The following is a 17,904-nucleotide window of genomic DNA, read 5'->3' as shown; positions in this document are numbered from 1 at the left end:
AACCGGCGGCGACCCCCGCCGACCCGCACGCTTTTGCGCTCGGACGCTAAGGGTCGACCATGCAACGCGGCCGCCGGAAGCCGGACTGGCTGAAGTCGCGCCCGCCGTCCGGGAGTCGCTTCACCGAGATCAAGTCCACCCTCCGCGACCGCGACCTTCACACGGTCTGCGAGGAGGCGAACTGCCCGAACATGGGCGAGTGCTGGTCGGGAGAGGACGGCCCCGGCACGGCGACGTTCATGCTGATGGGCGACCGCTGCTCGCGCGGCTGTAACTTCTGTGACGTCGAGACGGGCGGCATGGAGCCGCTCGACCCTGACGAGCCGGCGAACGTCGCGGACGCGGTCGCGGAGATCGGCTTGGACTACGTCGTTCTCACGTCCGTCGACCGCGACGACCTCGCGGACGGAGGATCGGCGCACTTCGCCGAGACGATCCGCGAGATCAAGCGCCGCGACCCGGAGATCCTCGTCGAGACGCTCATCCCGGACTTCCAGGGGGACCCCGAGGCGATCGACCGCATCATCGAGGCGGAGCCGGACGTGATCGCCCACAACGTCGAGACCGTCGAGCGGCTCCAGTGGCCGGTCCGCGACCGCCGCGCGAACTACGAGCAGTCGCTCGCGGTCCTCGACCGGGTCGACCGCGAGTCGGACATCCACACGAAGACGAGCCTCATGCTCGGCGTCGGCGAGTACGACCACGAGGTGTACCGGACGCTCGGCGACCTCCGCGAGGTCGGCGTCGACGTCGTCACCTTCGGCCAGTACCTCCAGCCGTCGCGCTCGCACCTCGACGTGTTCGAGTACGTCCACCCGGACGTCTTCGAGACGTGGCGGCGGGTCGCCGAGGAGGAGTTCGACTTCCTCTACTGCGCGTCGGGCGCCATGGTTCGGTCGTCGTACAAGGCCGGCGAGCTGTTCGTCGAGGCGCTGGTGCGCGAGGGCAGGTCGCCCGAGGACGCGCGGCGCCACGCGCGGGCCGCGGGCGGGGACTGACAGGGATATAAAACACCGAGGCGCGGCTCCGAGAACTCCGCCGAGGCCGCCACAGCTGTCAGGCGCTTTCGAGGTATCGACTTTTGTCCGAACAGCGAGTTATTTACCGCTCGGTGACCCACCCTGTGGCAGTGAGACGTACACATGGGAACAACTGACTCGTCGATCGTCGACTCGGCGCGGGCCCGACCGGGGCTTCTCTTCGTCGCCCTCCTCGGCGGCCTGCTTCTCGTCGACCTCGCGGCGAAGCTCGCGGGAGTCGGCCTCGGCCCGATCGGGGGGTCGATCTCGGTCGACCGGCTCGGCTCGAACCTCTGGAACGGCGTCGTCATCGGGCTCGTGATCGGGCTCGCGGGCATCGGGCTCTCGATGACGTACAGCATCCTCTCGTTCGCGAACTTCGCGCACGGCGACCTCGTCAGCGTCGGAGCGTTCTCCGGCTGGGGCGTGGCGTTCCTGATCGCGGGCTTCGGCGACGTGCCGGTCCGCGCGCTCCTGACCGTCCGCGATGCGGGGAACGCCTCGCCGGGCGACATCGGCGCGCACATCCTCACGACGCCCGCCGCCATCCTCGTCGGGCTGCTCGCGGCGTTCGCCGTCACCGCGCTGCTCGCGGTGGCGCTCGACCGCGCGTTCTACAAGCCGATGCGTGACCGCGACGGGATCTCGCTGCTGATCGCCTCCATCGGCGCGGCGCTCATCGTCCGCTACCTGCTCCAGTTCGTTTACGGCTCCGACCGCCGAGGGATCACCGCCAGCGTCGACGCGTCGAACCTCGCGTTCGACCCGCTCGGGCTCTCGGTGAACGCCCACGAGCTCACCATCCTCGTGGCCGCGGTCGGGCTGATGCTCGCGATGCACGGGATGCTCCAGCACACGAAGCTCGGCACGGCGATGCGGGCGATGGCCGACAACAAGGATCTCGCGCTCATCACGGGGATCCCGGCCGAGCGCGTCGTCACCGCCACGTGGATCATCGGCGGCGGGCTCGCGGGCGCGTCCGGCTACCTCTACGTGCTGCTCCGCGGGACGATCCAGTTCGACTTCGGCTGGCTCCTCCTCCTGTTGATCTTCGCGGCCGTGATCTTAGGCGGGATCGGCTCCGTCTACGGCGCCATCGCCGGCGGCCTCGTCATCGGCGTGGTGTTCACCACGTCGACGATCTGGATCCCCTCCGACTTCAACCAGGCCGCGGCGTTCGGCGTGATGATCCTCATGCTGCTGTTGCGCCCCGAGGGGCTCTTCGGCGGGGTGACGACCACATGAGCGACGCGAATTCGACTGAAGGGGACGCCGAGGCGCCCGAGAGCGCGACGGCGGCGGTGGTCGAGGCCGCCCGAGAGAGTGACCTCGGCCTCGTCGTCGGGACGCTGCTCGCCATCTACGCGGCCGCGACGCTGCTGACGTTCACCGACGGGCTCAACAGCGTCGTCGGGCTCATGGAGACGCTGACGTTCCTCGGGCTCGTCTACGCGCTCACCGCGCTCGCTTTAAACCTCCAGTGGGGGTACACCGGCCTCTTCAACATCGGCGTCGCCGGCTTCATGGCCGTCGGCGTGTACACGATGGGGATGGTCGTCCGGTCGCCCGACCCCGCGTTCGGCCCGCCCGGACTCGGGCTGCCGCTCCCGGTCGGGATCGTCGCCGGCATGGGGATGGCGGCGCTGCTCGGCGCGGTCGCGGCCCTGCCGGCACTCCGGCTCAAGGCCGACTACCTCGCCATCGTGACGCTCGGCCTCTCGGAGATCGTCCGCCTGTCGCTCCAGTCGAGCGCCTTCGACAACTTCCTGCGCGACACGATCGGCGCCGGGACCGGCGGCGGCCGCGGGATGGGGATGCCGGACAACCCCGTCCGCGAACTGTTCCTCGTCGACGGACAGGCGGGGACGCCGACCGCGTTCGGCGAGCTCGTCTTCGGCGTCTTCGGGAACGACGGGCTCGGCATCTCGCACCCGATCCTCATCGGCTGGGGGTACATCGCCGTCCTCGCGGCGTTTTTGGTCGCGTTCTACCTCGTACTCGAACGCCTCGGCCGCTCGCCGTTCGGTCGGACGATGAAGGCGATCCGGGAGGACGAGCTCGTCGCCAACTCGCTCGGCAAGGACGTGAACCTCGTGAAGATCAAGGTGTTCGTCATCGGCTGCGCGCTGATGGGGCTCGCGGGGATCCTCTGGTTCGGCAGCCAGGGCAACGTCTCGCCGACCCCGCAGTTCCGCCCCCTCCTGACCTTCTACGTGTTCATCGCGGTGATCATCGGCGGGTCGGGGTCGAACACCGGCTCCGTCCTCGGCGGCATCGTCTTCGCCGCGGTCCTGTTCGAGGGGCCGCGGCGCGTCGGCGGGACGGTGCGGGGGCTCATTGACGCGGAGACGCCGCCGTCGTTCGCCGACGCCCTCGTCTCGCTCGACCCGGTGACGTTCCTCGCGTACGCGACCGACAACATCGCGCCGCTCCAGTTCGTCTTCCTTGGCCTCGTCTTGGTGTTCATCATCCACCGGCGGCCGGAGGGAATCTTAGGCGACCGGATCGAGACGGCCGCGGCCGTCGACCTCTCGGAGCGGCCGGCCGGAGGTGAGAGCGATGAGTAGCGACGCGCCCGACCCGGCCGACATCGCCGACGCGGACGATGTCGCCGAGACGGTCGACGCGACGGACGCGACGGTCGACGAACCCGAGGCGAACGACAGCGCGGTCGAGGAGGCGGCGAAACACGTCCCCTCCGGGGGGCCCCCGCTCCGCGTGGAGGGATTGGTCAAGCGGTTCGGCGGCGTCACCGCCGTCGACGGCGCCTCGTTCGAAGTCGAGTCCGGCTCGCTGACAGGGCTCATCGGGCCGAACGGCGCCGGGAAGTCGACCACGTTCAACTGCATCACCGGCGTCCACGAGCCGACCGCCGGCAAGGTGTACTTCGAAGGCGAGGATATCACCGGACTCAGGCCGCACCAGATCGCTCGGAAGGGGCTGGTTCGGACGTTCCAGATCGCCCGGGAGCTCTCCGAGATGACCGTCTTAGAGAACCTCATGCTCGCGCCGCAGGGCCAGCTCGGCGAATCTGCGGTCCGGGCGGTGACGCCCGGGCTCCGCGGCGCCGTCGTCGCGGAGGAGACCGAGCTCCGCGAGCGGGCCTGGGAGACGCTGGAGTTCTTCGAGATCGACCACCTCGCACACGAGCACGCGGGGAACCTCTCCGGCGGCCAGCGGAAGCTGCTGGAGATGGCCCGCGCGCTGATGACCGACCCCGAGATGGTGCTGCTCGACGAGCCGCTCGCCGGGGTCAACCCGACCCTCCAAGAGAAGCTCTTAGACCGGATCCACGACCTGCGCGCTGACGGCTACACCTTCCTGCTCGTCGAACACGACATGGACGTCATCATGGACAACTGCGAACGCGTCATCGTCATGCATCAGGGCAGCGTGCTCGCCGAAGGGACCGGCGACGAGATACGGAACGACGAGCGGGTCATCGAGGCCTACCTGGGGGAGGACCTATGAGCGCCGACGACGGACCTGACGCGGCCGGCGACGCCGCCTCGCCGACGAACGGAGGCGACGCCCCGGCGACGGACGGGGACGACGCCCCGGCGACGGACGGGGACGACGCCCCGGCGACGGACGGACACTCCGCCGACGCGGTCGACGTCGACTCGGATGCGGTGGAGGCCGACGCGGACGCCGGTGCCGAACACGCGATCGACGGCGACGCGATCCTCCGGATCCGCGACCTCGACGCAGGCTACGGCGACCTCCAGATCCTCTCGGACGTGGTCTTAGATGTCGCCGACGAGGAGTACGTCACCATCGTCGGCCCCAACGGGGCCGGGAAGTCGACGGTGATGAAGACCGTCTTCGGACTCACGACCCACATGGGCGGCACCGTCGAGTTCGAGGGGAAATCGATACAGGGGCTCGCGCCCGAGCAGATCATCCGCGAGGGGATCGGGTTCGTCCCGCAGAACGACAACGTGTTCCCCGGGCTCAGCGTCCGCGAGAACCTCGAAATGGGCGCGTACATCCTCGACGAGGTGCCCGAAGACCAGATCGAGACGATCTACGACCGGTTCCCGATCCTCCGCGAGCGCAGCGACCAGAAGGCGGGGACCCTCTCCGGCGGCCAGCGGCAGATGGTCGCGATGGGGCGGGCGCTCATGCTCGATCCCGACCTCCTCCTGCTCGACGAGCCCTCGGCCGGGCTCGCCCCGGACCTCGTCTCCGACATGTTCGACCGGATCGACCGGATCAACGAGGGCGGGACGGCGGTGTTGATGGTTGAGCAGAACGCGAAGGAGGCGCTCCGTCGCTGCGACCGCGGCTACGTGCTGGTGAACGGCGAGAACCGCTACACCGACCGCGGCGACGTGCTGCTCGCCGACGAGGACGTGCGGCGCGACTTCCTCGGCGGGTAGGCGGCCGCAGAGCCGCCGGCGTCACTGCCCGTTTATAAGTTGCCAGCGTCCAGCGGGTCCTCTAACTGGCCCATCACCGCCTCCATCGCGTCGGTCGCGGTGATCAGGCCGACGACCCCGCCGTCCTCGATGACTAAGGCGAGCTCCTGCGACTCCGCCTGAAACTGGTCGAAGGCGTCGCTGACGCTCGCGTCCGCCGACACCGTCATCGGCGGGGCCGCGACGTCCGCGAACGTGAGGTCGCCGTCCCGGAGCTCGTCGAAGCGGCTCACGATCGACGGGGCGTACACGATCCCCTCGAACTCGTTCAGGTCGTCGCCGACGAGCGGGAAGCGGCTGTGCGGGGTGTCGCGGATCCGGTCGAGGTTCTCCTCGGCGGAGGCGGTCGTCGACAGCGAGATCACCTCGTCGGCCGGCGTCAGCACCTCCCGTACGGCGAGCTCGTCGACGTCGAGCGCGTTGAGGACCTCCTCGCGGCGCTCTTCGGGGAGCTCGACCTCCTCCATCATCGAGCCGAGGCGGTTGCGGAGCTCCGCGCGCGTCTCCAACACCTCCTCTTCGGCCTCGGTCCACGAGCCGGTCATCTCGACGCCGAACAGCCCCAGCGTCGCCTTCGCGACCCAGTCGCCGAACTTGATCAGCGGCGAGATGAGCCACGCGAACCAGTACAGCGGTCGGGAGCCGTAGTTGGCGACCTGCTTCGAGCGCTCGACGCCGAGGTACGTCGGCGTCTGCTCGCCGTGGGTCAGGTGGACCATGTTGATGAGGAAGAATCCCAACAGGGAGCCGGCGCCGGCGGACGCGAGCGCCGTGTTCTCGAACAGCGGGGCGAAAAGCGCCGCGAGCCCCGGCTCCGCGACGATACCGAGCGCGATGGACGTTCCGGAGATCCACACCTGACAGGTCGTCAGGTAGAACTCCAAGTCGTCGGTCATCTCCCACGCCCGCCGCAGTCCGGGGGTGTCCATCTCCGACTCGGGGTACTGACGCAGGCGCGTCAGGCCGAACTCGATCGCCACGAAGTACGCGTTGATCAGGATGAGGGCGACGCCGGCGGCCACGCGGAGGCCGATCTCGACTGGGGGCATCGCCGTCGCGAGCGGGATCATCGTCCCCACCGTCCCGACGCGCAGTTGAAAAGCGTTGAGAAAGCGACCGCGTTCGCCCGTTACTCGTAGTCCTCGTACGTCGGCAGCCCCTCCTCCGGCGGGAACTCTTCGACCGGGACCGTCGTCTCGTCGCCGCTCGCCATGTCCTTCACCGTGTACTCGCCGTTCTCCAGGTCGCGCTCGCCGACGACCACGACCGTCTCGGCGTTGATCGAGTCGGCGTAGCCGAGCTGCGCGCCGAACGAGCGGCCGGAGACGTCCTGTTCGACGACCACGTCGTCGCCGAGCGCGCGGAGGTCGCTCGCGAGCGCGGCGGCCTCGCTCCGCGTGTCGCCCACCGAGAGGACGTAGTAGTCGGTCGACAGCTCCTCGTCGGGCCAGACGCCGGCGCGCTGACAGAGGAGCTTCAGCGTGGCGTGACCGGGCGCGACCCCGACCGCGGGGGTCGGCTGGCCGCCGAAGCTCTCGATGAGGTCGTCGTAGCGCCCGCCGCCGAAGACGGAGCGTGAGACCTCGCCGGTGGAGTCGAAGCACTCGAAGACGACGCCCGTGTAGTAGTCGAGCCCGCGGGCGGTCGTCAGCGACACCTCGCAGAACTCGCCCGCGCCGAAGTCGTCTGCCGCGGCGAGCACGTTCCGGAGGTTCTCGACGGCGTCCTCGACCGACTCGTCGCCGGCCTCCGCGACCGCGTCGAGGTCGTCGACGGTCTCGACGTCCGCGATGAGGTCGTCGAAGTCGCGCGCCGTGTCGCGGGCGAGCCCGGCGTCGGAGAGGAGGCCGACGTACTCGGCGTCGTCGACCTTCGCGCGCTTGTCGACCGCGCGGATGGCGGCCGCGGTGTCGACCGCGTCGGGATCAGCCGCGAGCGAGCGAACGAGGCCGCCGAGGATGTCGCGGTGGGAGACCCGGAACTCGAAGTCGTCGCCGGTGAGCCCCAAGTCCGTGAGGGCGTCGGCGGCGACTGCCAGCACCTCGGCGTCGGCCTCGGGCGCCGAGGAGCCGAACACGTCGATGTTCGTCTGGTAGAACTCGCGGAAGCGGCCCTGCTGGACCTGCTCGTAGCGCCAGAACGGGCGGGTGGACATCCACTTGATCGGCTTCGACAGCTCCTGACCCTTCGCGACGACCATCCGGGCGACGGTGGGCGTGAGCTCCGGCGTCATCGAGACGCCGCGGCCGCCCTTGTCGTCGAAGGCGTACAGCTCCTCGACGATCTCCTCGCCGGACTTGTCGACGTACATCTCCGTCCGCTCCAAGGCGGGAGTGGCGATCTCGCGGAAGCCGTGCCTGACCGCCGCGTCCTCGATCGCGTCGGTCACCTCGCGGCGAGCGGACTGCTCGCCGGGGTAGAAATCTCGGAATCCCTTGAGGCCGTCGTACATGAGCGTCGGTTCGGCGAGCGCCCGCTTGAAAGCATCCTTTCGGGGGCGGGCTCGCCGGCGTCGATGCGTGGGTCGCGCGACTCACGGTCGGGGAGCGCGGCCCCGCGACCGGTCTACTCGCGCTGGTACTCCTTCTGGAACCCGCGGAACTCGGTCCGGTGGGCCTCCTCGTCGGAGAGCAGCGTCACGGCCAGGTCCTCGGTGACCGGGTCGTCGGCTTCCTCGGCGGCGTCGATCAGGTCTCGGTACGTCGCGATCGCGTCCTCCTCGGCGTCGAGGACGCCGTTGATGACGGCCAACACGTCCGTCGAATCCTCGGGCGGCTGGAGCGACTCCTGGCCGGCCGTGAACTCGGCGGACCCGGGCGGACGCGCGTCGAGCTGTTTGAGCCGCTGTCCGAGCTGTTCGGCGTGGCCGAGCTCCTCTTGGACGTCCTGTTTGAGGCTCTCTTTGATCTCCTCGGCACGGACGCCGTCGAGGACGATCGCGTTCGTCTGGTAGTTCATCACGGTCTCGATCTCGTCGGCGTACGCCGTCCGGAGCAGGTCGACGACTCGGTCGGATGACATACCTGACGCTACGACCCCGGGGTCGAAAGGAGTTCCGGCGGTTCCGGGTCGACGGGAGGGCGTCGACTGCGGACGGTGCCGCCCGCGACGGACGAGGGGTCGGCCGGGGTCAGTCGTTCCGGCCGTGGACGTACGTCTGGTCGTGGTCGGGGAACACGTCGCCGACGGTCTCTTCGCCGTACTCGCCGGCGATGAGCGTCCGGAGCTCGTCCTCGTAGTCCGCCTTCGGGACCTCCTCGCTCGGCCCCTGTTGGACATCGAAGGTGGCGTCGACGAGCTGGTCGACGGCGTGGCGGCCGAACCCGGAGAGCGGGGAGATGTAGTCGATCCCGTTGCGGTCTTCGAGGCTCTGCGCCTGCGCCCGCGACACCGTGGGGACGCGGTCGTCGCGACGAGTGCCGTCCGCGATGGCGTCGACGTCGAGGGCGGCGATGGTCTCTAAGGCGTGCTCGTGGACGCGCTGGATCCCGTTCCGGGGGTAGCCGTCGGCGACCATCGTCTCGGCTGCGTCCTCGGCCACCTCGCGGTCGAGGTCGACCCGCTCGAACGGGAACCCGAGCTCGTCGGCCGCCCGCTCGGCGTGCTCCCAGTCGTCCGTGAGCCCGAAGCTGCCGGTGACGCAGCGGACGTCGTAAAACCGGTCGAGCAGGTGGGCGGCGAGCGAGGAGTCTTTCCCCCCGCTGTACAGCAGCGCGAGCTCCATCTACCGGTGTCGGATGTCGAAGCTCTTCTGCTCGGGCTGAAGCTCTTTGAGCAGGTCTCGCATCTGCTCTTCGTCGATCTGTCCTTGGATTCGTCCGCTCTGCGCCAGCGCGGCGACCTGCTTTTTCACCTTCTCGCCGAACTGGGGCTTCGACATCTCGACCGCGTTGAGCCGCTGGCGCGCGCCGTCGGTCAGGTGCTGTTTCAACACCGCCTCCTGCTGGGCCTCGGCACGCTCTTGGGCCTCCTGTTGGGCCTCGGCGGCGTCGCCCTCGCCGCCCTGTCGCTCGCGGAGCTCCTCCATCTTCTGTTCGCGCAGTTCCTCGAGCCGTTCGTCGTCGGGGTTGCCGCTCATACGCGTCCGTTCTCGGTCCGTGCGAAAAACCATTTCGGAGGTCGCGACCCGCGCGGCCCGGGCGGAACCGGGGGGGCGCCCGTCGACGACCGACGGGGGCGGTCCGCGCGGTTTAAACGGATCCTCGGCGTAGCCGCGGGCAATGAGCGAGTCGCGGGAGTTCTGTCCGCGCTGCGGCGACCCGGTCCCCGAGCGGCGCGACCCCCTGCCGGGCGAGCCGCGCGGGCGAGACGCGCTGCTCTGCGACGACTGCTACTTCGAGGACTTCGACCTCGTCGACGCGCCCGACCGGATCGAGGTGCTGGTCTGTTCCGGCTGCGGCGCCGTCAGGCGCGGCGAGTCGTGGCGCGACGTCGGCGCGCGCGACTACACCGACGTCGCCGTCGACGAGGTCGCCGAGGCGCTCGGGGTCCACGTCGACGCCGAGGACGTCGAGTGGGGCGTCGAGCCCGAGCAGGTCGACGAGAACAACGTGCGGATGCACTGCCGCTTCTCGGGCGTGGTGCGCGGCACCCTCCGGTCCGCCGAGGTGACGGTCCCGGTCAAGATCTCGCGCGGGACCTGCGACCGCTGCGGGCGCATCGCCGGCGGCTACTACGCGGGGATCGTCCAGGTCCGCGCCGACGAGCGCGACCTCACCCCCGCAGAGCGCGCCGAGGCGCTCGACATCGCCGAGACGTACGTGGCCGACCAGGAGGCCGACGGCGACCGCGAGGCGTTCATCACCGAGGTGAACGAGACCGACGACGGGCCGAATATCAAGCTCTCCTCGAACCGCCTCGCGCAGAACGTCGCGACGCGGATCACGGAGTCGCTCGGCGGGAGCTTCGAGTCGTACCCGACGCTCGTCACCGAGGACGGCGACGGCAACGAGGTGTACCGCGTCACGTTCGCGGTCCGGCTGCCGAAGTACGCGGAGGGCGAGATCGTCGACCCCGAGGACGGCGACGGGCCGGTCCTCGTCACCGGCGTCTCCGACCGCCTCCGGGGCGTGCGCCTCGCCAGCGGCGCGGAGTACGCCTCCGCGTTCGCGGACGGGGAGGCCCCGGACGCGACCCGCCTCGGCACCCGATCGGACGCGACGGAGACGACGGTCGTGACCGTCGAGGACGAGAACGCGATCCAGGTGCTCGACCCCGTCACCTACGAGGCGAAGACCGTCCCGAACCCGGCGTTCGTCGACGACGACGCCGACACGGTCCTCGCGTTCGAACACGGCGGCGACGTTCTCCTCGTTCCGGAGGAAGGAGCGGAACCGACCGCGGAGTCGGCGCCGAGTCGGGACTGACGCTTCTCGCGGGTCGTTTCGGCGGAAGAACTGATCGTTCGTGGAAGGAAGCCGAAGAGTCGGGTCGGCGCGTCGACGTCGTCAGCGGGAGCGGGAGACGCTCAATCGGCGCGGGCGGGCTGTTCGCGGCCGAGCGCTGCGGCGCGCTCGGACTCGGTTACCTCGATGCCGCGGCGTTCGAGCTGCTCGATGAATTCGGCCTCGCTGAGCCCTGCCTGTGCGGCCGCCTGCGACAGCGTCAGGGTTCGCGCACCGTACAGCGTCAGCGCACTCGACAGCCCGTTCGTGGCCATACATCCAGTAGTCGCGTGAGGGATTATGAAGGTTACTACTTCATGGAGGGCCCTGATACACCTTATACGATATATATTGACGCATGATCGGCGCGGGGGTGATAATACGACTCGCGCGCCGCCACCCCTCGCCCGCAGGAGTTATACGGTTCTACGGTCGACACGGCGACATGGACAGACAACAGGTTATGGCGCTGTTCTTCGCGTTTCTCATGGTGAGCTCCATGGTCGCGTACGGCGTCTCGCTGCTGTGACGGCCGCCTCGCGGTAACCCCCGTCAGCCGTCGCCCCACACGTCCGACAGCGGGTGGTCCCGTCGGCGCTCCTCGTCGCGCTCGGAGCGGGTCCGGACCGACTCGTCGCCGGGCGTTCCGCTGTCGACGGTCGCGTCCCCGTCGCCGGCTTCCGAGCCGCCCTCGCCGCGGGACGCGTGACCCGCGTTCCCGCTCTCTGACCCGCCCGAGCGGCGACTCCGCCGCCGTCCCGCGCCGGCGCCGCCGGACGGCGACGCGTCGATGCCGGCCAGCGCCGCCTCTGGGTCGAACGCCGGCAGCGACGGGGTCGTCATCGCGTCGACCTGGTCGCGGAACCAGCCGGGCGTGTCGGCATCGGCGCGCTCGAAGAGGTCGAGGAGGGAGTCGTCCGCGAGGTACGTCGCGCCGTAGTCGTCCGGCGCGCGGACGACCCGGCCGCACGCCTGGATGACCGTGCGCAGCGCCGTGCGGTGGTACCACGCCCACTGGCCGTCCTCCAGCCGCCGGGCGACCCGCGAGTCGTTCGTGTTCCGGTACGGCGCCTTACACACCACCTGCCAGCGGCAGAGGTCGCCTTTGAGGTCCAGCGCCTCCTCCATCTTCACGGAGACGAACACCTCCGGGTCGGCGCTCGCCTTCCACGCCTCCAGTTCGGCGTCCCGGTTCTGTCGGTCGTGGCGCCTGACGCGCGCGGCGACGCCGAACTCGCCGAGGCGCTCCGTGATCCGCTCCGCGATGTCGTACGAGTGCGCGTGGATCAGCCCCTTCTCGTCGGGGTGTTCGGCCATCAGCCGGACGATCAGGCGGGCGATCTTCGGCACCGTCTCGTCGCGGTGCTCGTACGTCATCGGCCCCTGCGTCACGTCGTACAGCGGTCGGTTCGCGAGCGGGAACGTGTGCTCGACGTCGACGAGGGCGACGTCGGCCGGGTCGAGCCCGACGCCGCGGCAGAACGCGTTCTTCGAGAGGATGGTGGCGGACAGCAGCGCGAAGCGGTTCCCGCGGTCCCACACCGTGTGTCTGAGGTAGCGCGCGGGGTCGAGCGGCTTGATGTCGATGCGGGACCCCTCGCCGCCCGACTGGTCGACGACCCACGTGGTCGGGGACTCCGGCTCGCGGTAGTCCTCAAGGAACCAGCCGAGTTCGCTGATGAGCTCCTGAAGTCTGTCGCGCCGAGCCACCTCCTCGCGGTCGAGCTCGGGGCGGCCGACCAGCTCGTCTTTCGCGCGGATCGCCACGTCGCGAAGGCTCTCGACGAACCGCGCGGTCCGGTCGAGCGGGTCCTCCTCGGGGCCGGCGTCGGCCGCGACGTCGGGGACGCCCACGTCGTCCCACACCGGGACGCGCTCGGGCGATATCTCGATGGTCGCGTACATCTCGGCCCACTCCGCGAGCCCGTGCGCCTCGTCGATCACGACGACGTCGCGCTTGCGGAACACCTCGGAGCCGGCGGTGCGCATGAAGTACGCGAGCGTCATGGCCGCGAAGCGGTTGCCGGAGGCGATGGCGCGGTCGGAGAAGTACGGGCAGCGGTGCCGGATCGAGCAGTCGAACCCCTGCTGGCGCGCGCAGGGGGCGCGGTTCACGGGCGTGTCGTGCTCGCCCGGGAGCACGCAGTCGTAGTTCGACTTCCCGCGGATCACCGCGAGGTCGTCGAGCAGGTCGTCGGCCTCGACATCGTCGATCTGCGACACCTGCGGGGTCGTGTAGTAGGCGCCGGTCGCCTCGCTGGGGGCCGCCTCGCCGGCGGTCGCGGCCGCGCCCATGATCGCGCGGGCGAGCAGCGACTTGCCGCTGCCCGTCGGCGCGCGCACCAACACGACCCGGTTGCCGGCCGCGAACGCGTCGCGGATGTCGGCGAGGGCCTGCTCCTGTGCCCCGCGGAAGCTCGGCGCGGGGAACTCGGCGGGGATCCGGCTCGGGTCCACACGACGCCCTCGCGCGCTGTCGGAATTAAACCCTCGCTTGGGCCGCGGGGGCGACACCTATTGGTAGTCCGGGGCAAAAGGGCGAAGCGACGATGAGCGACGACGGGATCCTCGGGTCGCTGTCCGCCGTGGGCCTGCTGAGCCTCTGCTGTATCGGGTTCGGCGGGCTGGCCGGCGGGGCGGCGGCGGTCGGCGGCGCCGCCTCCGCGAGCGCGTTCGCGACCGGCGCGACGAGCGTCCGCGGCGCGCTGATCTCCGGCGCCGTCACGTTCGGGACGGTCCTCCTCGCAGCCGCGGTGATCCGCTGGCGGTTGAACCGGTGACGACGGCCACCGCATCGACACCTCGCCGCTGCTCCGACTCAACGTCGCTCCGCCTCGCGACCTTCGGCGGCGCGCCGACCCCCGGTCGAGACGGACTTATCCGGCGCCCCTCCGTTGTCCGCGTATGATCGAGTTCGCTCGGGAGGCCTACGACGACGTGGTCCGGCACGCCGACGCGGGCGGCGCCGAGGAGGTCTGTGGCGTGCTGGCCGGGACGCGCGGCGACGGCGACGAGCCGAGCGTCGTCGCGCGCGCCCACGAGGCGGAGAACGTCGCCGACGCGCCCGCGGTCCGGTACCGGATCGACCCCGAGGAGCAGCTCGAACTGTTCGAGGCGATCGAGACCGACGGCCGCGAGGTGGTCGGCTTCTACCACTCGCACCCGGCGGGACCGGCGCGCCCGAGCGAGACGGACGCCTCGCGGGCGACGTGGCCCGGCTACTCGTACGTGATCTGTGCGCTCGACGGCTCCCCGTTCGTCGGCTCGTGGCGCTGGCGCGGCGACGAGGCGGGGTTCGAACAGGAGACGGTGTCGGTTAGCGGCGAGCGGTAGGATCTCCGAACGACGCCGCGCCGGCCCGTCCTACTCGTCGGCGGCAGGCGCCGTTTCGTCGGCGGCAGACGCCGCTGTGTCCTCGTCGGACTCGTCGTCCGCTCGGCGGTCACGGACGACGAGGACGGGACCGACGGAGGCGGCCGCGACGCGCTCGCTCTCCTCGCCGAACACGAACGACCGGAACGAGGGCGCGCGCTCGCCCATCACGACCGCGTCGTGGCCGGGCACCGCGTCGATCAGCGCGTCGAACGGCGAGCCGTCCGCCGCCGTCGCCGTGTCAACGTCGAGCCCCGCCTCGCGGAGGCGGTCGGCCGCGGCCGCCAGCCGGGCGTCGACACCGTCGCCCACGTCGCCGGCGACGCCGGGATCGGCACTCTCGGACGCGGCGGCGTCTGCGGCGCCGTCGCCGGGCATTTCGGCTCCCGCCGCGAGGAACAGGGTGACGCCGATGTCGCGGTCGCCGACGAGCGAATCGACGAACGAGAGGATCCGGTCGGCGTCGACGTCGCCCGAGAGCGACACTAAGATCCGTTCGACGTCGCCGGTCGTTCCGGGGACGGCGAACGCGTCGGCGTCGACCTCGCCCGCGACCCGCCGGATCGTCTGCTCGCGGTCGTGCGTGAACACGAGCCGGTGGTCGGCCGCGCCGCCCGCGGCCGCGAACTCCTGACTGATGTCCTCCAGGGCGGACGTCGCGCGCTCCTCGAACCGGAGCCGGGCCTGGTCCGGCGGCGTCTGTTCCGGGAGGATGTGGTAGCCGAGGACGGTCACGTCGACGGTCCCGAGCAGCGAGATCAGGCCGGTCGAGACGCTCCCTCCCTCGAGCACCGCGACGGGTACGAGTACGCGTGTCATTACAGGGCCCCCTTGAGCGACACGTCGCGGGCGTAATAGAAGTACCACCCGGCCGTGGCGGCGATGATCGCGATCCCGACGAGGATCGAGAGCCGGTTCATGAACGCGATCAGCCCGAAGCTGGCGAGCGCGCCGAGGACCGGGATAACGGGCCCCCCGGGCACGACGAAGTCGGGGTCGTACCACGCGGGCCGGTCCCGGCGGATGGCGACGAGCGCGACGCACATCAGCCCGTACATGATCAGGTGGAGGAAGGAGGCGACCTCGGCGAGCAGTTCCACCTGCCCGGTCGCCGCGAGGACGACGACGGGGCCGCCGGCCATGCCGAGGGCAACGTGCGGCGTGCCGTACCGGAGGTTGATCCGGCTCGCCCGCCGCGGGAGGAGCGCGTCCTTCGAGACGCCGTAGATCGCCCGCGAGGTGCTGAGTATCGAGGCGTTCGCCGACGACATCGTCGCTAACAGTCCGCCGACGATGATCACGAGCGCCCCGGCCGGGCCGAGCAGCGCGCGGCCGACCTCGACCATCGCGGTCTCGCCGGCGGAAAGCAGCGCGTCCCGCGTGAAGATGTTGGTCGCGACGAAGATGGTCAACACGTACAGCACCGTGACGATCACCACAGAGCCCACCATCGCGAGCGGGAGGTTCCGTCCGGGGTCTTTCATCTCTCCGGCCACCGTCGCCACCTGGGCGAACCCGAGGTAGGAGGTGAACACGAGCGCGGCGACGGAGAGGACCGGCCCGGCTCCCCAGATGTTCGCGGCCTGGCCGGGCGGCGTGTCGACGGCGACGAGCCCGAACGCCTCTAACAGCCCGAACCCGAGGAACGCGACCAGCATCGAGAGCAGGAGCGCGACGATCCCGTTCTGGAGCTTCGCGGCGTTCTCGGTTCCCGTGACGTTCAGGACGGTGAACGCGACCCCGGCGAGGACGGCGATGACGGAGACGACGGCGTCCGAGCCGGCGCCGACCGCGAGCCCGACCTGTGCGAGCGCGTCGAGCGCGTAGTAGCCGAGCCCGACGAGGTAGAAGGCGGTCGCGAACACGAGCCCGAGCCACAGTGACAGCCCGATCACGGTCCCGGCGAGCGTCCCGAGCCCCCGCGAGATGAAGTAGTAGCCGCCGCCGCTCCGCGGCATCGCCGTCGCGAGCTCGGAGGTCGGGAGCGCGACGAGGAGGGCGATCACCCCGCCGACGGCGAACGAGGCAGCCGCCGCGGTCCCGATCTCTCCGCCCGCGAGCCCGGGGAACACGAAGATCCCGGCGCCGATCATCGTCCCGATCCCGATCGCGAGGCCGCCGGTCAGCCCGATGGTGCGTTCGAGCTCGGCGTCGCCGGTGATCGTCGCCGACTCGGTCTCGACGACCGACTCCGCGACCGGAGCGTCGCCGTCGAGGTTGCGGCCGCTCGGCTCGTCGGGCATGTGTGCCCGAAGAGGACGGGGCGCCCGATAAGTGTGGGGAGCCGTACCGACCCGACCGAAGCCGTGCGACGCGGTTCGGCGGGCGCGACCGGAAAGACGGAGCCGGCTCTCGTCGGTTGGTCGCGTCGTGAGAGAAATGCTCCGGCTGGGATTTGAACCCAGGTCATCACCGTGAGAGGGTGATATGATTGGCCGGACTACACCACCAGAGCACGTCCGTTCGTCGCAATCTACGGTAGGAAAGACGATAGTAAAACAGTTCCGTTTCGACGCCGCCGTGCCCCGGTTTGTCGTGGCGAGCCGCGCTCAGACGTCGACCCCGAACGGCGATTCCGCCGCGTCGAGATCGCCCGCCGCCGCGCCGATCGCGGCGAGGAGGTCGGCGACGGCGTCGAGGTCCCCGGTGTCGATCACCTCGACCGGCGTGTGCATGTACCGGTTCGGGATCGAGACGTTGAGCGCCGGCACGCCGCCCCGGGCGGTGTAGAACGCGTCCGCGTCGGTGCCGGTGCGAATGCCCGCCGCCTGGAGTTGGACCTCGAGGCCGGCGTCGTCCGCCGCGTCGCGCGCGAGGTCGACGAGGACCGGGTGGTTCGCGCTGCCGCGACCGATCACCGGACCGGCGCCGAGCTCGACCGGGCCGCGCCGCTCGCGGTCGACGTCCGGGTTGTCGGTGGCGTGGGTGACGTCGACCGCGACGAACGCGTCGACGTCGTCGAGGTCGACGCCGACCATCCGGGCGCCCTGGAGCCCGACCTCCTCCTGGACGGTCGAGACCGCGTAGACGGTGGCGTCGACGTCGGCCGCTGCGGCGCGGCGGAGCCCCTCAGCGGCCGCCCACGCGCCGGCCCGGTTGTCGATCCCGCGGGCGGCGATCCGGTCGCCGACGAGGTCGCGGCGGCCCGTCGAGAACGTGACGGGGTCGCCGACCTCGACGTGGTCGCGCGCCTCGTCGGCGTCCTCGGCGCCGATGTCGACGAACTGGGCCGCCACGTCCTCGTACTCGTCGTCGCCCTCGTCCCGCAGGTGGATCGCCGTCTGGCCGACGACGCCCTGGACCGGCTCGTCGGCGTGGACCGTGACGTGCTGGCCCTTCGAGACGGTGCGGTCGGAGCCGCCGATCCGCCCGATCCGGAGGAAGCCGTCGTCGAGCACGTCGCGGACGATGAACCCGATCTCGTCGGCGTGGCCGGTGACGGCGATCGCCGGCGCGTCGGGGTCGCCCTCGTGAACCGCGACGGCGTTGCCGTACGCGTCGGTGTCGACCCGGTCCGCGAACTCGCGGACGTAGTCGGTCCAGACCCGCTGGGCGGCCGTCTCGAACCCTGAGGGGCTCGGCGTCGCGAGGAGGTCGTCGAGGAACGCGCTGCGCTCGTCGTCCATGCTCCGAGGCTGTGGGGCGGCCGGCAAGAAAACGTCGGTGTCGGCGCTCGGCGCCGGGACCCTCGACGCCGGGACTCTCGGC

Annotated in this window: 19 protein-coding genes and 1 tRNA gene; 9 read left to right on the top strand and 11 right to left on the bottom strand. The window is 70.5% G+C overall.

Annotation, left to right across the window (positions count from 1 at the left end; genetic code table 11):
• Positions 1-59: 59 nt before the first annotated feature.
• From lipA to B378_RS0112010, 5 genes are all read left to right on the top strand, one after another.
• Positions 60-998 (top strand): lipoyl synthase, encoded by a 939-nt coding sequence (gene lipA, locus B378_RS0112030; RefSeq protein WP_017344031.1) that lies wholly within the window; start codon positions 60-62, stop codon positions 996-998.
• A gap of 144 nt (positions 999-1,142) precedes the next feature.
• A complete protein-coding gene (locus B378_RS0112025; protein WP_017344030.1) occupies positions 1,143-2,264 on the top strand; it encodes a branched-chain amino acid ABC transporter permease in 1,122 nt (373 codons plus the stop codon).
• Positions 2,261-3,586 carry a branched-chain amino acid ABC transporter permease gene (locus tag B378_RS0112020; RefSeq protein WP_017344029.1) on the top strand — a complete coding sequence of 442 codons (1,326 nt, stop codon included), beginning with the start codon at positions 2,261-2,263 and terminating at the stop codon, positions 3,584-3,586. The genes B378_RS0112025 and B378_RS0112020 overlap by 4 nt, the downstream gene beginning before the upstream one ends.
• The gene (locus B378_RS0112015) at positions 3,579-4,490 is read left to right on the top strand and encodes an ABC transporter ATP-binding protein (RefSeq protein ID WP_017344028.1); all 912 of its coding nucleotides are present in this window, start codon (positions 3,579-3,581) and stop codon (positions 4,488-4,490) included. The genes B378_RS0112020 and B378_RS0112015 overlap by 8 nt, the downstream gene beginning before the upstream one ends.
• The gene (locus B378_RS0112010; RefSeq protein WP_017344027.1) at positions 4,487-5,401 is read left to right on the top strand and encodes an ABC transporter ATP-binding protein; all 915 of its coding nucleotides are present in this window, start codon (positions 4,487-4,489) and stop codon (positions 5,399-5,401) included. Before B378_RS0112015 ends, B378_RS0112010 begins: the two co-directional genes overlap by 4 nt.
• A gap of 32 nt (positions 5,402-5,433) precedes the next feature.
• Here the strand turns inward: B378_RS0112010 and B378_RS0112005 are convergent, their stop codons facing one another.
• The 5 genes from B378_RS0112005 to B378_RS0111985 all read right to left on the bottom strand — a co-directional run bounded on the left by B378_RS0112005 (position 5,434) and on the right by B378_RS0111985 (position 9,518).
• Entirely contained in the window at positions 5,434-6,510 is a 1,077-nt protein-coding gene (locus B378_RS0112005) for a CNNM domain-containing protein (protein ID WP_017344026.1), read from the bottom strand.
• Positions 6,511-6,569: 59 nt separating this feature from the next.
• Positions 6,570-7,892, bottom strand: coding sequence for a histidine--tRNA ligase (gene hisS / locus B378_RS0112000; RefSeq protein WP_017344025.1), 1,323 nt, complete (start codon positions 7,890-7,892; stop codon positions 6,570-6,572).
• Positions 7,893-8,005: 113 nt separating this feature from the next.
• Positions 8,006-8,461: a DUF892 family protein gene (locus B378_RS0111995; protein ID WP_017344024.1), complete on the bottom strand. Its 456-nt coding sequence runs from the start codon at positions 8,459-8,461 to the stop codon at positions 8,006-8,008.
• A gap of 109 nt (positions 8,462-8,570) precedes the next feature.
• Positions 8,571-9,164 (bottom strand): alpha hydrolase, encoded by a 594-nt coding sequence (locus B378_RS0111990; RefSeq protein ID WP_017344023.1) that lies wholly within the window; start codon positions 9,162-9,164, stop codon positions 8,571-8,573.
• Positions 9,165-9,518: a DNA-binding protein gene (locus B378_RS0111985; RefSeq protein ID WP_017344022.1), complete on the bottom strand. Its 354-nt coding sequence runs from the start codon at positions 9,516-9,518 to the stop codon at positions 9,165-9,167.
• 142 nt (positions 9,519-9,660) lie between these two features.
• Between B378_RS0111985 and B378_RS0111980 the strand changes: the two genes are divergently transcribed.
• Complete coding sequence (locus tag B378_RS0111980) at positions 9,661-10,806, top strand: 60S ribosomal export protein NMD3 (protein WP_017344021.1); 1,146 nt, start codon at positions 9,661-9,663, stop codon at positions 10,804-10,806.
• A 101-nt stretch (positions 10,807-10,907) separates the two neighbouring features.
• On the opposite strand, the gene B378_RS0111975 is transcribed toward B378_RS0111980, so the two are convergent.
• Entirely contained in the window at positions 10,908-11,099 is a 192-nt protein-coding gene (locus B378_RS0111975) for a UPF0175 family protein (protein WP_017344020.1), read from the bottom strand.
• Between the two features lie 83 nt (positions 11,100-11,182).
• On the opposite strand from B378_RS0111975, the gene B378_RS16825 reads away from it, so the two are divergent.
• On the top strand, positions 11,183-11,353 hold the full coding sequence (locus tag B378_RS16825) for a hypothetical protein (protein WP_155118214.1): 171 nt from the start codon (positions 11,183-11,185) through the stop codon (positions 11,351-11,353).
• Positions 11,354-11,376: 23 nt separating this feature from the next.
• Here the strand turns inward: B378_RS16825 and B378_RS0111965 are convergent, their stop codons facing one another.
• Positions 11,377-13,281 (bottom strand): helicase C-terminal domain-containing protein, encoded by a 1,905-nt coding sequence (locus B378_RS0111965; RefSeq protein WP_017344019.1) that lies wholly within the window; start codon positions 13,279-13,281, stop codon positions 11,377-11,379.
• Between the two features lie 92 nt (positions 13,282-13,373).
• Between B378_RS0111965 and B378_RS0111960 the strand changes: the two genes are divergently transcribed.
• Positions 13,374-13,604 carry a hypothetical protein gene (locus B378_RS0111960; protein ID WP_017344018.1) on the top strand — a complete coding sequence of 77 codons (231 nt, stop codon included), beginning with the start codon at positions 13,374-13,376 and terminating at the stop codon, positions 13,602-13,604.
• 124 nt (positions 13,605-13,728) lie between these two features.
• Complete coding sequence (locus tag B378_RS0111955) at positions 13,729-14,157, top strand: desampylase (protein WP_017344017.1); 429 nt, start codon at positions 13,729-13,731, stop codon at positions 14,155-14,157.
• Between the two features lie 30 nt (positions 14,158-14,187).
• Here the strand turns inward: B378_RS0111955 and B378_RS0111950 are convergent, their stop codons facing one another.
• From B378_RS0111950 to B378_RS0111935, 4 genes are all read right to left on the bottom strand, one after another.
• Complete coding sequence (locus B378_RS0111950; protein WP_017344016.1) at positions 14,188-15,015, bottom strand: universal stress protein; 828 nt, start codon at positions 15,013-15,015, stop codon at positions 14,188-14,190.
• Complete coding sequence (locus B378_RS0111945; protein ID WP_017344015.1) at positions 15,015-16,439, bottom strand: APC family permease; 1,425 nt, start codon at positions 16,437-16,439, stop codon at positions 15,015-15,017. The genes B378_RS0111950 and B378_RS0111945 overlap by 1 nt, the downstream gene beginning before the upstream one ends.
• Before the next feature lie 137 nt (positions 16,440-16,576).
• Positions 16,577-16,651 (bottom strand) — tRNA-Glu (locus tag B378_RS0111940).
• A 94-nt stretch (positions 16,652-16,745) separates the two neighbouring features.
• Positions 16,746-17,822, bottom strand: a complete 1,077-nt coding sequence (locus B378_RS0111935; protein WP_017344014.1) for a M20/M25/M40 family metallo-hydrolase — start codon at positions 17,820-17,822, stop codon at positions 16,746-16,748.
• Positions 17,823-17,904: the final 82 nt, after the last annotated feature.

Origin of the sequence: Halorubrum sp. T3, from assembly GCF_000296615.1 — an archaeon.
Classification (GTDB): domain Archaea; phylum Halobacteriota; class Halobacteria; order Halobacteriales; family Haloferacaceae; genus Halorubrum; species Halorubrum ruber.
The sequence above is the reverse complement of the archived record's forward strand: the minus strand, read 5'-3'. Positions and strand labels throughout refer to the sequence as shown.

Coding starts and splice junctions, on each gene's coding strand:
- lipA (WP_017344031.1), top strand. CDS start 60: ATGCAACGCGGCCGCCGGAAGCCGGACTGGCTGAAGTCGCGCCCGCCG.
- B378_RS0112025 (WP_017344030.1), top strand. CDS start 1,143: ATGGGAACAACTGACTCGTCGATCGTCGACTCGGCGCGGGCCCGACCG.
- B378_RS0112020 (WP_017344029.1), top strand. CDS start 2,261: ATGAGCGACGCGAATTCGACTGAAGGGGACGCCGAGGCGCCCGAGAGC.
- B378_RS0112015 (WP_017344028.1), top strand. CDS start 3,579: ATGAGTAGCGACGCGCCCGACCCGGCCGACATCGCCGACGCGGACGAT.
- B378_RS0112010 (WP_017344027.1), top strand. CDS start 4,487: ATGAGCGCCGACGACGGACCTGACGCGGCCGGCGACGCCGCCTCGCCG.
- B378_RS0112005 (WP_017344026.1), bottom strand. CDS start 6,510: ATGATCCCGCTCGCGACGGCGATGCCCCCAGTCGAGATCGGCCTCCGC.
- hisS (WP_017344025.1), bottom strand. CDS start 7,892: ATGTACGACGGCCTCAAGGGATTCCGAGATTTCTACCCCGGCGAGCAG.
- B378_RS0111995 (WP_017344024.1), bottom strand. CDS start 8,461: ATGTCATCCGACCGAGTCGTCGACCTGCTCCGGACGGCGTACGCCGAC.
- B378_RS0111990 (WP_017344023.1), bottom strand. CDS start 9,164: ATGGAGCTCGCGCTGCTGTACAGCGGGGGGAAAGACTCCTCGCTCGCC.
- B378_RS0111985 (WP_017344022.1), bottom strand. CDS start 9,518: ATGAGCGGCAACCCCGACGACGAACGGCTCGAGGAACTGCGCGAACAG.
- B378_RS0111980 (WP_017344021.1), top strand. CDS start 9,661: ATGAGCGAGTCGCGGGAGTTCTGTCCGCGCTGCGGCGACCCGGTCCCC.
- B378_RS0111975 (WP_017344020.1), bottom strand. CDS start 11,099: ATGGCCACGAACGGGCTGTCGAGTGCGCTGACGCTGTACGGTGCGCGA.
- B378_RS16825 (WP_155118214.1), top strand. CDS start 11,183: ATGATCGGCGCGGGGGTGATAATACGACTCGCGCGCCGCCACCCCTCG.
- B378_RS0111960 (WP_017344018.1), top strand. CDS start 13,374: ATGAGCGACGACGGGATCCTCGGGTCGCTGTCCGCCGTGGGCCTGCTG.
- B378_RS0111955 (WP_017344017.1), top strand. CDS start 13,729: ATGATCGAGTTCGCTCGGGAGGCCTACGACGACGTGGTCCGGCACGCC.
- B378_RS0111950 (WP_017344016.1), bottom strand. CDS start 15,015: ATGACACGCGTACTCGTACCCGTCGCGGTGCTCGAGGGAGGGAGCGTC.
- B378_RS0111945 (WP_017344015.1), bottom strand. CDS start 16,439: ATGCCCGACGAGCCGAGCGGCCGCAACCTCGACGGCGACGCTCCGGTC.
- B378_RS0111935 (WP_017344014.1), bottom strand. CDS start 17,822: ATGGACGACGAGCGCAGCGCGTTCCTCGACGACCTCCTCGCGACGCCG.